Below are 13,118 nucleotides of genomic sequence, written 5' to 3'. Positions count from 1 at the left end.
CGGAAATCCGTTCCGTAAAGGTAAAGCTAAAATCAGAGACGACAAATACCTGAAATAAGTGCCGGGACCGGATCGGGCCGCATTTCCGGTCAGTCGAACTGGTGGTAGTACAGAATATCCTTCACTTTATCCCGGACTCGTTTCAGACGCATTTTAACGGCGCTGTCCTTCACCTTCAGCAGCCGGGCCATTTCCCGGATGTTCAGGTTTTCTTCGTATTTCATCCGCAGGTACCGGGATTCGCTGGAGCTGATCTTTTCCATCACGTAGTCCACCACCTGATAACGGGCCTCAAGCGCGTCGGATTCATTGGTGTCGGCCAGCGTTTTCGAAATCTCGTGATCCAGTTCCACCCAGGTTTGTTTGCGACTGGTCTTCATCCGGTCCATGCAGTAATTGCTGGAAATGGTATACAGCCAGGTGCTGAAACTGGATTTTTCCCGGAAATTAGTCAGGCTGGAAAGGACCCGGACAAAAATGTCCTGGGTGTAATCTTCGGCGTTGATGGGATCTCTGGTGATGGTCAGGCACCGGCGGAAAACTTTCGGGGCATACCGTTTGTAAAGCTGTCCAAAATATTCACTATTTTGAGTTGCCAGGTAATATCGTACCAGCTCCTCGTCGGAATGACGGCAGGTGTTCATAATCGATAGCTACAGTGAAGTTGAATAACTATAGTACAGAACACAAAGAGGAGGCTGACTCTTTGGGTGGGCAAACAATTACTAATGACCAAAAGTATTGATTGCGCATACAAATGTCAAGAGGTAACTTCTTTAGAATGATTGAATCCATCTATTATCTAAGTTCTGTTTGGCACAGGGGCATTCAGAATCTTTATTTTTTCATATTCATTTTTTCTAAACAGGCCGTCTGTGGTCACATTCTGTTTGATCGATAATCCTTTTACCTTTGCCGATGGAACGGAAAGAACCACTATTTTTCCTTTACACCAACAAGCAGAATTTTTGAAATGGTACAGAACGACGAATTAATAAGGATCATCGATTTGCTGAATACCACCTACGAAGGGGAAGAAGCCTGGCATGGTCCGTCCCTGGTGGAGGTCCTGCGGGGCGTCTCGCCCGAAATGGCCGGACGACGGCTTACACCCAATACCCATTCCATCGCCGAACTGGTTTTTCATATCACGAGCTGGCGGATCTTCGGCGTTAAAAAAATGCAGGGAGACGGTGAATTCGACATCAAAACCCCCGAGAAGAACTTCGGCTCGCTGCAGGTCATCGACGATTTCGAGTGGGAAGCCCTTCAGATGGAGTTGAGCCTCAGCCAGGAAGAACTGGTGAACGAACTCGACAAACGGGACGACGACGAATTTCTGGAGGACATCGTTCCCGGCCGGGACTATACGTATTATGACCTGCTCCACGGAATCATCAACCACGATACCTACCATGCCGGTCAGATCTCTCTGATCAAGAAAGCCCTGAAATTCAAGGGCGTGGACGAAAGGCACACCCAGGATGAGTTCGGCATGCAATACGGGGACGATTTCGACGATTATTGATAGTCAATCCTTACAGACCTACCGTTTCAAGTGAACTACTGGCTCGTCAAATCCGAACCGGACACCTACTCCTGGGATGATTTCGTCCGGCAGGGGAAAGCCGTCTGGGACGGGGTTCGCAACTTTCAGGCCCGCAACAATCTGGCTTCCATGAAGGAGGGCGATCAGGTGCTGTTTTATCACAGCGTTACCGGTAAAGAGATAGTCGGCCTGGCCAGAGTGATCCGGGAAGCCTATCCCGACCCGACCATCCCGGATGACCCCCGTTGGGTGGTCGTTGAGCTGGAACCGCTCATGCCGCTGGAAAAGGCGGTATCGCTGCAACGCATGAAAACCGATTCCCGCCTGCAGAATCTGCTGCTGATCCGCCATAGCCGGCTTTCGGTCATGCCGGTCGGTTCCGAAGAATTTGAATGGATCCTGGCACTTGGTCAGGAGCGTTCGCAACCCATAAACCATTGACGATTCAACTGCTTACGCCGGAACCCTGGTCGGACTACGATCTTATCGATACCGGCGGTTTTGAGAAGCTGGAACGGTTCGGTCCTCACGTTCTGCGTCGCCCCGAACCCCAGGCCATCTGGGACAAATCGCTGCCCGAGCCGGAATGGGAGCGTCGATCGGATGCCGTTTTCAAACGGGATAAAGGCTCCCAGGAAAAGGGAGAATGGCTGCTCCGGCCCAGGATGGCCGAGCGCTGGTTCCTGCCTTTCCGCCGGCAGGAGCTGGACCTGACCTTCAAACTGTCGCTCTCCGCCTTCAAGCACGTCGGAATATTTCCCGAACAGGCGGTCAACTGGCCGTTCATTCAGGCGAAGGTAAAAGCATTGCCGATCGAAAAGCCCCAGGTACTGAACCTGTTTGCCTATACAGGGGCAGCCTCGCTGGCGGCCCGCCAGGCCGGGGCCGAGGTCACCCACGTCGATTCGGTCCGGCAGGTCATTAGCTGGTCGCGAGAGAACATGGAGGCCAGCGGTCTGGATAACATCCGCTGGGTGGTGGAGGATGCGATGAAATACGTTCGGCGGGAAGCCCGGCGGGGCAACCGGTATCATGGTCTGATCCTCGACCCACCGGCCTACGGTCGCGGGCCCGACGGCGAAAAATGGCTGTTGGAAGAGCATCTGAACGATCTGTTGCGGACCTGCGCCGAACTGCTCCACGATCAGCACTTTTTCCTGATCATCAACCTGTATTCGCTCGGGTTCTCGGCCCTGATTCTTGATAACCTGATGCGGTCCCATTTCGGCGACCGGCCCCATACTGAATTCGGGGAGCTGTACCTGCAGGATTCCTTCGCCAAACGGCTGCCGCTGGGCGTCTTTTATCGGTTTTCTTCGGTCTAAAAACGTATATTTGCGGTCAGGTTCAGGCAAGCGTATGCGCAGGTTTTCTGGTTTATGGATTTTCGTTCTGGTGGGAATATCGGTGGCCTGTACGGATGACAACCGTCGGCAGGCCCGGATTCCGCCCTTGCCCGAAAATTCGGCCCAGATGCGCAACCAGGCAGCTCTCGAAGCACTGACCCGGGCCATCAACCAGAATGCAGCGGCTTCGGCCTATGCCAAACGGGCAGCCCTGTACCTTCAAAGCAACCGAACCGAAGAAGCCCTGGGCGATATCGAACAGGCCCTGGACCGGGATAATAACGAAGGCCGGTACCATTTTATCCGGGCGCAGATCCTGCGGTCCCGGCATCAGTTCAACGATGCGCTGGAGAGCGCTCTGCGGGCGGAGGGCCTCGGCGTCAATACCCCGGAACTGTATCTGGCCATCGGCGATCTTTACCAGGAAATAAAGGAGTATGACCGGGCACGGCTTTATGTCGTGAAAGCCCTCCAGATGTCGCCGTTCGACGGAGACGCCTTCTATTTCAATGGGCTGGTTTCCGCCAAAATGGGGGATACGGCGCGGGCGATTGCCTATTTCCGGCGATCCCTGACGCTGAAACCCCGGAATCTCTCCACCTACGTGCAGATGGCGGATATTCATTCCATAAAAGGGGATATTCCTTCGGCAATGACTTATGCCCAGCGGGGCCTCGGATTTTTTCCGAACCATCCGCGACTGTTCTTCAGCAAAGGCCTGGCCTACCAACTGGCCGGAAAGTCGGACAGCGCCTACCAGTTCTACCAGCGGGCGATTCAACTGGACCCGAAATTTACGGAGGCCCATTTTCAGGCCGGGCTGGTGATGCTCAAATGGCGGAATCCCGGGCAGGCGCTCTACCATTTCGGTCAGGTTTCGACCCAAAATCCGGCCTTTCCCCGGCTCCATTATTATACCGCGCTTGGATACGAACAATCCGGGCAGTGGGAACAGGCCGGCCGGATGTATTCGTTAGCCATGCAGGATAATCCCGCTGCCCAGCCCGCATATTATCAGCAGGCCTATTACGGCTACTGGAGAGTACAGAAGCGGCAGGCAGGCTATTACGGAAACAGCCTGCTCGACGCTCCGGAATCGGACGCTCCGACACGGCCCGGTACGGTTCTGGATACGACACGGGTTCGGGTCATGACCATCCGGCCCCGTTCCGGCTTCGGGGCCGACACCACCCGGCGTTGAGCCGGCATTCACACAGAAGTTTTCAAACAATAACGATCAATACAATGAGTGACCAAATTCGCATTACGCTGCCTGACGGCAGTGTTCGAGAGTATCCCGGCGGTGTTACCGGTCTGGAGATTGCCGCAGGCATCAGCGAAGGCCTGGCTCGGAACGTACTGGCGGCCAGTGTCAATGGAACCGTACAGGATGCCACGCGCCCGATCACGACCGATGCTACGGTAAAGCTGCTGACCTGGAACGATCCCGAAGGGAAAGCGACCTTCTGGCACTCATCCGCCCACCTGCTGGCAGAGGCTCTCGAAGAGCTTTATCCCGGAATCCAGTTCGGTATCGGTCCACCGATCGAAAACGGCTTTTATTACGACGTCGACCTGAACGGCCGCCATTTTTCGCAGGAGGATTTTAAAAAGGTGGAGGACAAAATGCTGGAACTGGCCCGGAAGAAGCAGGAATTTGTCCGGAAGCCCATCAGCAAGGCCGAGGCCGTCGACTATTTTGAGAAGAAAGGAGATCCCTATAAACTCGATCTGCTCGAACGGCTGGACGACGGAACCATTACCTTCTACACCCAGGGAAATTTCACGGACCTCTGCCGCGGACCGCATATCCCGAATACCGGGTTCATCAAGGCCGCCAAAGTGATGAACGTGGCCGGGGCCTACTGGCGGGGCGACGAGAAAAACAAGATGCTGACCCGCGTCTACGCCATCACGTTCCCGAAACAGAAAGAACTCGACGAGTACCTCCACCTGCTGGAAGAAGCCAAAAAGCGCGACCACCGGAAACTCGGCCGCGAACTGGAACTGTTTGCCTTTTCGGAAAAAGTCGGGCAGGGGCTTCCCCTCTGGCTTCCGAAAGGAACCATGCTCCGGGAACGGCTGGAGAATTTTCTCCGCCGGGCCCAGGTTCGGGCCGGGTATTCACCGGTGGTGACTCCCCACATCGGCGGAAAATCCCTCTATGTGACGTCCGGCCACTGGGAAAAATACGGGAAAGATTCATTCAAGCCCATTCTGACGCCCGAAGAAGGAGAGGAGTTCCTGCTGAAGCCTATGAACTGCCCCCACCACTGCGAGATTTACAAGACAAAACCGCGCTCGTATCGCGATCTGCCCCTCCGGCTGGCCGAGTTCGGGACGGTCTATCGGTATGAGCAGAGCGGAGAACTTCACGGGCTGACCCGGGTGCGCGGGTTTACGCAGGATGATGCCCACATCTTCTGCCGCCCCGACCAGGTGAAGGAGGAATTCATGAAGGTGATCGACCTGGTTCTGTACGTCTTCCGATCGCTCGGTTTTGAAGATTTCAGCGCCCAGATTTCCCTCCGCGACCCGGAAAACCGGGAAAAGTACATCGGTTCGGACGACGCGTGGGCCAAAGCCGAAGACGCCATCGTGGAGGCTGCCGCCGAGAAGGGATTGCGGACGGTGACCGAACTGGGCGAAGCCGCCTTCTACGGCCCCAAACTCGACTTTATGGTGCGGGACGCCCTCGGCCGGAAATGGCAGCTGGGTACGATTCAGGTCGATTATAACCTGCCGGACCGTTTCGAGCTGGAGTATACCGGTTCCGACAACCAGAAATACCGGCCGGTGATGATTCACCGCGCTCCGTTCGGATCCCTGGAGCGGTTTATTGCCATTCTGATCGAGAACACCGGCGGGAACTTCCCGCTCTGGCTCTCTCCCGACCAGATCGCCGTGCTGCCGATTTCGGAGAAATACGAAACCTATGCTAACGACGTATTCCTGGCGCTTCAGGAACGCGACGTCCGGGGATATGTCGATCATCGCGACGAGAAGATCGGGCGGAAAATCCGCGATGCGGAAATCAGTAAGGTTCCGTTCATGCTGATCGTCGGCGAAAAGGAACAGGCCGAAGGGCATGTGGCGGTCCGGCGGAAAGGGGAAGGCGACCTGGGATCGATGTCCATCGACGATTTCGTCGAACTGTTCCGGGCGGAGGTCAGCCAGGTCGGGCAGGCGGTGTAGGGGTGTAGAGGTTGTTTGGAGTCACCAACTCCCCAACTCCCTGACTCCTAAACTCCCCAACTCTAAAATATTGGTAAGCATTTGCTTCCGTTGGACAAAATTTATACTTTACCGGAAACTTTATAACGCTCGGTACGTTATACGCACGTATTCAAGCATTTTTCTACTTTAAACACACTCTATGGCATTACAGCGCAGACCCATGCGCCCCCCGCGTGTGGTCGAAGAACCTTATCGGATCAACGGCCGAATTCAAGCCCGTCAGGTACGGTTAGTTGGAGAAAATGTCGAACAAGGCGTTTACGACATTCAGCAGGCCCTGGCAATGGCTCAGGCACAGACCCTGGACCTCGTCGAAATTTCTCCCAACGCCGTGCCGCCCGTCTGCCGCATCGTCGATTACTCGAAGTTCAAATACGAACAGAAGAAGAAGCAGAAGGAGATCAAAGCGAAGGCTCAGAAGGTCGTTATCAAGGAAATCCGGTTTGGTCCGAACACCGACGACCACGATTTCGAATTTAAACTCAAACATGCCATCAGCTTCCTGAAGGAAGGCGCCAAGGTGAAAGCCTACGTTCAGTTCGTAGGCCGGTCCATCGTGTTCAAGGAACGCGGTGTCGAACTGCTTCAGCGGTTTGCCAAAGGGCTGGAGGAACATGGTAAAGTCGAGGCCGAACCCAAACTGGAAGGCAAGCGGATGAGCATGTTCCTGGCGCCCAAAGTCGTTCAGGTCAAAAAATAACCGGTCTCTTTTTTCAGGAAACCCGTAGCGCTCTCAGGGCGCTACGGGTTTTTTCGTTGACAGGCGGCCCGGTTTATTCCGGGATTTCATTTCTGTTTGGTTTTCAGGGCCTTTTTCCCTACCTTTGCGCCCTATTCACTTTTTTAACGATTACTGTTTACTCCGATGCCGAAAGTAAAAACCAATTCGGGAGCCAAGAAGCGCTTCAAGCTGACGGGCACCGGCAAAATCAAAAGGAAGCACGCCTACCACAGCCACATCCTGACGAAGAAATCGACCAAGCGCAAGCGGAACCTGGTTCACGATGCACTGGTTTCTCCGGGGGATGAGCGTCGTGTCAAGGTGATGCTCAACCTGGCCTGATCGTTCAGGTTCGGCGGTTTTCCGCCCGGTTTCATGTTCAACCCGATTACAGGCCTTCAAGCGCCGAAAGGATTCCCAGCCGGCCGCCTGTCGTCAAAAACAAAAGTAAAACACTATGCCACGTTCAGTGAACCACGTTGCCTCCAGGGCACGTCGCAAAAAAGTATTGAAACTGGCCAAAGGATACTTTGGTCGTCGTAAAAACGTTTGGACGGTCGCTAAAAACGCCGTCGAGAAAGGACTTGTTTATTCGTTCCGTGACCGTCGCCAGAAGAAGCGGGATTTCCGCGCCCTCTGGATTCAGCGGATCAATGCCGGAGCGCGCCTGCACGGCGTATCCTACTCTGCCCTGATGGGGAGGATTCATGCCGCCGGCATCGAGTTAAACAGAAAGGTTCTGGCCGATCTGGCTGCGAACCACCCCGAAGCATTCCGGGCCGTCGTTGAAAAAGTGAAATAATCCGGCCGAAAGGTCAAATAAAAAGCCGACTCGATGGAGTCGGCTTTTTTGTTATAGGTCGGCGGTTTCGGTTTACCGCTTGCCGTTCGGGGCCTTGGCGGTTTCGGGGTTCTTGCTGTTTCCGGCCTTGTCGAAGCGGCTGCCGCCCGGTCCGGAAGGGCCGGTCGTCGATCCTTTGGCGTTTCCGGTCCGGGTGCCTCCGGGCGTTTTGGAATTGCCCGTCCCGCTCCGGCTGCTCCGCACGGCCTGGCCGTTGGAGGCCGGATTCGTGGTCGAGGTAACATTACCGGTATTGGTCGACTGGTCGCTCTGCTTCTTGCCCGCTACCGGGTCATTCACTTCCTGCCCGGTCTTGGTCGTCCCGGTCTGGAGGTTACTGTTCCCGGACCGGCTCATGCCGTGCTTCATCTTCCGGCTATAGGCTCCGCTGCCCTTTTTGCCCTGACCCGAGTTATAGGCACCGTTTGGTTTATCGGAAGTGGCGTGGCCCTTGTCTCCGGATTTATACTTCGGCGGTGTTTGCGCCATGGTTTCAAGCGAGATACCGGCTGCCAGTATCAAGGCTAAAAGTCCTGCATTTTTCATAACGTCGAATCGTTTTCTCAGACTATTAACTCCCGGCAGGGCGAATAGTCACGGAATTCGATCGGAAAAATGAGTGAAATGCGGCAAGGGTATCTTTTCAGGTTTCGACAACCAGGGTTTTCAGCCCGGCCCAGGTACCATCCGGACGGGCACCCAGCAGATAGAGATCGATTTCCGTTTTTCCTACCCGAAAAGCCTGCCGGTGAGCCAGTTGTTCCTGAACGACTTCCTGTAATTTCCGGAATCGGGACGCCCGTTCCTTCTCTTCCGGCCCGAACCATTCCTCCTCGTTGACGACCGGTGCCCAGAACTGATCTTCCGGTATTTCTTCCACAAATGTTTCCGGCGTGATGAGCAGAACCTCCTTTACCCGGCCGACCGTCAGGGGAGGGTCGGGGCAGACGGAGAACGTGACGAATTCGACCGGTTCATCGGATTCACTGGGATAGAACAAGCCCTCCAGCAGGTCGGAAACGGGCGGTTTCGGGGTGGTTTCTTCGGACATGGTGCGTTACGATTGCCAATTAATTTCGTCTAAGGGTAAACTGAATCCCTGACGGATGGTTGTTTACAAAGTAAAGGTTTGTCCAGAAACCAGCCCGTCTTCGGACGGAAATTTTCAGGATCGGAACAAAACGACGTAACCCTTTTTCAATCATGTTAGATACTTTGATGAATCTGGTTCGGCAGAATGCCGACGATGCGGTGATCAACAACCCGGCCATTCCCAACCATCAGAATGAGGAGGCCATCAACGCCATTTCGGGCGGGATCATGGGCGGCCTTCAGCAGCAGGCCCAGGGCGGTAATCTCGGCGACCTCCTCGGGATGGTTATGGGCCAGGGCGGTCAGGCCGGCGTGCAGTCCAGCCCGGTGACGCAGGGCGTTCAGCAAAATGTTCAGCAAAGTCTCATCGAGCGGCTCGGCATTTCCCCCCAGACGGCCATGTCGGTCGCCGGGGCGGTGGTTCCGATGATCCTCGGTAAACTCATGCAGAAGTCCCAGGACCCGAACGATCCGAGTGTCGACGGCAATATCATCATGGGTCAGGCCACCGGAAGACAGGGCGTCGACTGGATGGGCATGGCGGGTTCGGCCATGCGGGACGGCCGCCTGGATATGAACGATCTCATGCAGGCGGCCGGCGGCCTGTTCGGCGGTGGAGGAAACCGGCAGCAGGGGGGCGGTCTGGGCGGAATGCTCGGCGGCCTGTTCGGCGGAAAATAAGACGCTTACCGGATAACCGGCCGTCTTTCATCGAAAATGGCCGGTTATCTGACAAACCTCAACGGCAAGTTCGGCCGAACTCGCCATTCAGTCAGCTTTCGCTGTCAATCTGTCACACTTTCCTGCATTTTGGTTCAATGGCACACAGCTTGATTGAAAGAGAGTAGTTTGTCAAAAACCAATAACCGGAAGGACATCATATAAGTATCATGGGAAAGATTATAGGCATTGACTTAGGAACTACCAACTCGTGTGTGGCCGTCATGGAAGGAAACGAGCCGGTGGTCATCGCCAACAGCGAAGGCCGTCGGACCACGCCCTCCGTCGTCGCATTTATGGACAACGGCAACGGCGAGCGCAAAGTGGGTGATCCGGCCAAACGCCAGGCCATCACCAACCCCACCAACACGATCCAGTCGATCAAGCGGTTTATGGGTAAACGTTTCAACGACGTTCAGAATGAAATGAAAACGATGAGCTATACGGTCGAGCGCGGTCCCAACGACACACCCCGCGTCCGTATCGGCGATCGTCAATATACTCCCCAGGAAATCTCCGCCCTCATTCTTCAGAAGATGAAGCAGACGGCCGAAGATTATCTGGGTCAAACCATTACCGAAGCCGTCATTACCGTTCCGGCCTATTTTAACGATGCCGAACGGCAGGCCACCAAGGAAGCCGGCCAGATTGCCGGTCTGGACGTGAAGCGGATCATCAACGAACCGACGGCGGCCGCCCTGGCCTATGGCCTCGACAAGACGCATAAGGATATGAAGATCGCCGTCTTCGACCTCGGTGGCGGTACGTTCGATATTTCCATCCTCGAACTGGGCGACGGCGTTTTCGAAGTAAAAGCGACCGACGGTGATACCCACCTGGGTGGGGATGACTTCGACCAGGTAATCATCGACTGGCTGGCGCAGGAATTCAAGAACGACGAGGGCATCGACCTGCGGAAGGATCCGATGGCGCTGCAGCGGCTGAAGGAAGCCGCCGAGAAAGCGAAAATCGAACTTTCCAGCTCCAGTTCGACCGAGATCAACCTGCCGTACATCATGCCGGTGAACGGCATTCCGAAACACCTGGTCCGTTCGTTGAGCCGCGCAAAATTCGAGCAGCTTTCCGACTCGCTGATTCAGCGGAGCCTCGAACCCTGCCGCCGGGCCCTGAAAAACTCCGGTCTGTCGGCCGGCCAGATCGACGAAGTAATCCTGGTCGGTGGTTCGACGCGCATTCCGAAAGTTCAGGAAGAAGTTGAAAAACTGTTCGGTAAGAAACCGTCCAAAAACGTCAACCCGGATGAAGCCGTCGCCATCGGTGCCGCCATTCAGGGCGGGGTTCTGACCGGTGAGGTGAAAGACGTCCTGCTGCTCGACGTCATCCCGCTGTCGCTGGGTATCGAAACGATGGGTGGGGTCTTTACCCGCCTGATCGACGCCAACACGACCATTCCGACCAAGAAATCGGAAGTGTTCTCGACGGCCTCCGACAACCAGCCGAGCGTTGAAATCCATATTCTGCAGGGCGAACGCCCGATGGCCGGCCAGAACCGCTCCCTCGGACGGTTCCACCTCGACGGCATTCCGCCGGCCCCGCGTGGTATCCCGCAGATTGAAGTAACGTTCGACATCGACGCCAATGGGATTCTGCACGTAACGGCCCGGGATAAAGGCACCAGCAAGGAGCAGAAGATCCGGATCGAAGCGTCCAGCGGTCTGAGCGATGCCGAAATCGCCCGGATGCGGGAGGAGGCCAAAGCCAACGAGGCCGCCGACAAAGCCGAGCGCGAGAAGATCGACAAGGTCAACCAGGCCGACTCGATGATCTTCCAGACGGAAAAACAACTGAAGGAATACGGCGATAAACTATCTGCCGGTAACAAGGCTGCCATTGAAGGCGCTCTGGGCGAGCTTCGCACCGCCCACGGTTCCCGCGACGTAGCCGCCATCGATGCGGCCATGGAAAGCCTGAACGCGGCCTGGGCGACGGCTTCACAGGAGCTGTACAACGCCACGGGCGGTCCGCAGGCCAACCCGGCCGACGGCTCGGCTGCCGACGGCGGTCCGGCCAACGGGCAGAATGGTCAGACGTCCTCCGGTCAGGACAGCAACGTCTCGGATGTGCCGTACGAAGAAGTGAAGTAACCGTTTTTGTTATCTGATAAAAAGCCCCGGTAATTTTGCCGGGGCTTTTTTGTTTTTCTGTTTTCTCAGTCCTTCCTCCAGATTCCGGTTTCGATCATACCTCCAAAATAGCCGGCCGACCTTTCCCGGTGCAAACCTAACTCGTTTTCCATCAGGGATTTCCAGTCCGGTAGCCGGTGGGCCTCGATATGGCTGGTGAATCGAAAAAAGAGATACATGGCTTTCAAGAGCGCAGAATGTCCGAGGTGGTTTGTCGGGACAAAATCCGTACCCAGCCAGAGACCTCCCGGACTCAGCGCCCGATATAGTTTTGGCAAGATGCTGACCGTCAGTCGTTTTTCGGAAAAGAGGTCCAGTACGAAGGGCGTCAGGATCACATCCACCCGGTCGGAAGGACGGATGGAATCTTCATTTCCGGTACGAAAATCGACCCGTCCGTCGCTCCCGCTCCGACGTCGGGCGAGTTCGATCATTTTCGAAGAAGCGTCGATATAGATGACTTTCCGGGGGGAACACGCGTCTAACAGGGCGGACAGCAGCCGGCCGCTACCTCCGCCGAAAACCAGGAGATCAGCCGCCGGGGGAATCCGGCCGATCCAGTGGGCCTGGGCTTTCCGCTGGGCATTGCCGAAAACCAGCCGGGAAAGCGGGTCGTAAAAGGAGGCTACCCGGTCGAAGCCGTTGTCCGATGTAACCTTATGTTTTCCCACAGTATGAACCGATGTTTACCCGCCCTGATTGGGCTTCAGATGCTTTTGTCTTGTTGCTCACCCCTTCAGGCCCAGCGAAAAACCGACCTTTCGGCTCATCCCGGCCAGCCGGCGGCCATTTCCGTCCGAACCGGCTTCACCCTCCTGTACGGCGACCTCGAAGACCTGGCTTCGGCACCGTTTCTGGGGGTTTCACTCCTTGTTCCTGTAACCCAAATTTTCACCGTTGAGTTACCCGCTGAAATCGGAACCCTGAAATCCCGCCAGACCGGCTTTTATCATTCCCAATCGAAGGCTCGGTTTTTCCAGACCGCCCTCGTCGTTTCGGCCGATTTTCTCAAGGTATTGGGAAAGGGCCACAAACGGGTAGAAATCAGGCCCTATGCCGGGGGAGGGCTACTGTTCTTCAGCGCCGAAGCCCGCCATCTCACCACCGGAAACCTTCAGCGGCAAACGAACAACCGGTTTAGCCATCGCTCCCGCGACGGCCTGGAAGCCCGGGGTAAAGCAGGCATTAAACGCACCCACGAATGGGTGTGGCCGCTCGGGATCAGAACGTCCACTGCCCTGTCGCGTCGGGCCAGCGTTTTCGGAGACCTCCGCCTGAATTTGGTCCGAACCGATAAGCTAGATGCCACGCGCGATGACGATAACCGCACTATGCCGGCTCCGGAATCCTCTCCGGCCTTCACGGAAGGGAATCATTACGGGAAAAACAGTGCCGACAAGTGGGCCTACCTGTCGGTGGGAATCAATTTCTACTTCGGGGATCGGTTTAAATGACAAACCCCGCCGGG

The 13,118-nt window shown here is 55.7% G+C and carries 15 protein-coding genes; 11 read left to right on the top strand and 4 right to left on the bottom strand.

What is annotated here, in order from left to right; translation table 11 throughout:
- Positions 1-89: 89 nt before the first annotated feature.
- The gene (locus DX909_RS03120) at positions 90-644 is read right to left on the bottom strand and encodes an RNA polymerase sigma factor (RefSeq protein WP_128543590.1); all 555 of its coding nucleotides are present in this window, start codon (positions 642-644) and stop codon (positions 90-92) included.
- A 329-nt stretch (positions 645-973) separates the two neighbouring features.
- On the opposite strand from DX909_RS03120, the gene DX909_RS03115 reads away from it, so the two are divergent.
- The 8 genes from DX909_RS03115 to rplT all read left to right on the top strand — a co-directional run bounded on the left by DX909_RS03115 (position 974) and on the right by rplT (position 7,655).
- Complete coding sequence (locus DX909_RS03115; RefSeq protein ID WP_128543589.1) at positions 974-1,528, top strand: DinB family protein; 555 nt, start codon at positions 974-976, stop codon at positions 1,526-1,528.
- Between the two features lie 30 nt (positions 1,529-1,558).
- Entirely contained in the window at positions 1,559-1,990 is a 432-nt protein-coding gene (locus tag DX909_RS03110) for an EVE domain-containing protein (protein WP_128543588.1), read from the top strand.
- 2 nt (positions 1,991-1,992) lie between these two features.
- Entirely contained in the window at positions 1,993-2,874 is an 882-nt protein-coding gene (locus tag DX909_RS03105) for a class I SAM-dependent methyltransferase (protein ID WP_128544259.1), read from the top strand.
- 34 nt (positions 2,875-2,908) lie between these two features.
- Positions 2,909-4,096: a tetratricopeptide repeat protein gene (locus DX909_RS03100; protein WP_128543587.1), complete on the top strand. Its 1,188-nt coding sequence runs from the start codon at positions 2,909-2,911 to the stop codon at positions 4,094-4,096.
- A 44-nt stretch (positions 4,097-4,140) separates the two neighbouring features.
- The gene (gene thrS, locus DX909_RS03095; RefSeq protein ID WP_128543586.1) at positions 4,141-6,090 is read left to right on the top strand and encodes a threonine--tRNA ligase; all 1,950 of its coding nucleotides are present in this window, start codon (positions 4,141-4,143) and stop codon (positions 6,088-6,090) included.
- 181 nt (positions 6,091-6,271) lie between these two features.
- Positions 6,272-6,832, top strand: coding sequence for a translation initiation factor IF-3 (infC, locus tag DX909_RS03090; protein ID WP_128543585.1), 561 nt, complete (start codon positions 6,272-6,274; stop codon positions 6,830-6,832).
- A gap of 165 nt (positions 6,833-6,997) precedes the next feature.
- The gene (gene rpmI, locus DX909_RS03085; protein WP_128543584.1) at positions 6,998-7,195 is read left to right on the top strand and encodes a 50S ribosomal protein L35; all 198 of its coding nucleotides are present in this window, start codon (positions 6,998-7,000) and stop codon (positions 7,193-7,195) included.
- Positions 7,196-7,310: 115 nt separating this feature from the next.
- Positions 7,311-7,655 (top strand): 50S ribosomal protein L20, encoded by a 345-nt coding sequence (gene rplT / locus DX909_RS03080; RefSeq protein ID WP_128543583.1) that lies wholly within the window; start codon positions 7,311-7,313, stop codon positions 7,653-7,655.
- Between the two features lie 72 nt (positions 7,656-7,727).
- Here rplT and DX909_RS03075 read toward each other — a convergent pair whose 3' ends face one another.
- Together DX909_RS03075 and DX909_RS03070 are read right to left on the bottom strand one after the other, a co-directional pair.
- Positions 7,728-8,183 (bottom strand): hypothetical protein, encoded by a 456-nt coding sequence (locus DX909_RS03075; RefSeq protein ID WP_128543582.1) that lies wholly within the window; start codon positions 8,181-8,183, stop codon positions 7,728-7,730.
- 154 nt (positions 8,184-8,337) lie between these two features.
- Positions 8,338-8,745, bottom strand: a complete 408-nt coding sequence (locus DX909_RS03070; protein WP_128543581.1) for a nuclease A inhibitor family protein — start codon at positions 8,743-8,745, stop codon at positions 8,338-8,340.
- 152 nt (positions 8,746-8,897) lie between these two features.
- Here DX909_RS03070 and DX909_RS03065 point away from each other — a divergent pair, with 152 nt between their 5' ends.
- On the top strand, positions 8,898-9,467 hold the full coding sequence (locus tag DX909_RS03065; protein ID WP_128543580.1) for a hypothetical protein: 570 nt from the start codon (positions 8,898-8,900) through the stop codon (positions 9,465-9,467).
- Positions 9,468-9,676: 209 nt separating this feature from the next.
- Positions 9,677-11,611, top strand: a complete 1,935-nt coding sequence (dnaK, locus tag DX909_RS03060; RefSeq protein ID WP_128543579.1) for a molecular chaperone DnaK — start codon at positions 9,677-9,679, stop codon at positions 11,609-11,611.
- Between the two features lie 65 nt (positions 11,612-11,676).
- Here the strand turns inward: dnaK and DX909_RS03055 are convergent, their stop codons facing one another.
- Positions 11,677-12,321 carry a class I SAM-dependent methyltransferase gene (locus DX909_RS03055; RefSeq protein WP_128543578.1) on the bottom strand — a complete coding sequence of 215 codons (645 nt, stop codon included), beginning with the start codon at positions 12,319-12,321 and terminating at the stop codon, positions 11,677-11,679.
- 3 nt (positions 12,322-12,324) lie between these two features.
- Between DX909_RS03055 and DX909_RS03050 the strand changes: the two genes are divergently transcribed.
- Complete coding sequence (locus DX909_RS03050; protein WP_128543577.1) at positions 12,325-13,104, top strand: hypothetical protein; 780 nt, start codon at positions 12,325-12,327, stop codon at positions 13,102-13,104.
- The last annotated feature ends 14 nt before the right edge of the window (positions 13,105-13,118 follow it).

Source organism: Larkinella soli (assembly GCF_003703975.1).
Lineage (GTDB): Bacteria > Bacteroidota > Bacteroidia > Cytophagales > Spirosomataceae > Larkinella > Larkinella soli.
This window is presented reverse-complemented; position numbering and strand designations above follow the sequence as displayed.

Bases quoted from the DNA above. Each gene is read 5' to 3' on its own strand.
- DX909_RS03120 (WP_128543590.1), bottom strand. From the start codon at position 644: ATGAACACCTGCCGTCATTCCGACGAGGAGCTGGTACGATATTACCTG.
- DX909_RS03115 (WP_128543589.1), top strand. From the start codon at position 974: ATGGTACAGAACGACGAATTAATAAGGATCATCGATTTGCTGAATACC.
- DX909_RS03100 (WP_128543587.1), top strand. From the start codon at position 2,909: ATGCGCAGGTTTTCTGGTTTATGGATTTTCGTTCTGGTGGGAATATCG.
- thrS (WP_128543586.1), top strand. From the start codon at position 4,141: ATGAGTGACCAAATTCGCATTACGCTGCCTGACGGCAGTGTTCGAGAG.
- infC (WP_128543585.1), top strand. From the start codon at position 6,272: ATGGCATTACAGCGCAGACCCATGCGCCCCCCGCGTGTGGTCGAAGAA.
- rpmI (WP_128543584.1), top strand. From the start codon at position 6,998: ATGCCGAAAGTAAAAACCAATTCGGGAGCCAAGAAGCGCTTCAAGCTG.
- rplT (WP_128543583.1), top strand. From the start codon at position 7,311: ATGCCACGTTCAGTGAACCACGTTGCCTCCAGGGCACGTCGCAAAAAA.
- DX909_RS03075 (WP_128543582.1), bottom strand. From the start codon at position 8,183: ATGGCGCAAACACCGCCGAAGTATAAATCCGGAGACAAGGGCCACGCC.
- DX909_RS03070 (WP_128543581.1), bottom strand. From the start codon at position 8,745: ATGTCCGAAGAAACCACCCCGAAACCGCCCGTTTCCGACCTGCTGGAG.
- DX909_RS03065 (WP_128543580.1), top strand. From the start codon at position 8,898: ATGTTAGATACTTTGATGAATCTGGTTCGGCAGAATGCCGACGATGCG.
- dnaK (WP_128543579.1), top strand. From the start codon at position 9,677: ATGGGAAAGATTATAGGCATTGACTTAGGAACTACCAACTCGTGTGTG.
- DX909_RS03050 (WP_128543577.1), top strand. From the start codon at position 12,325: ATGAACCGATGTTTACCCGCCCTGATTGGGCTTCAGATGCTTTTGTCT.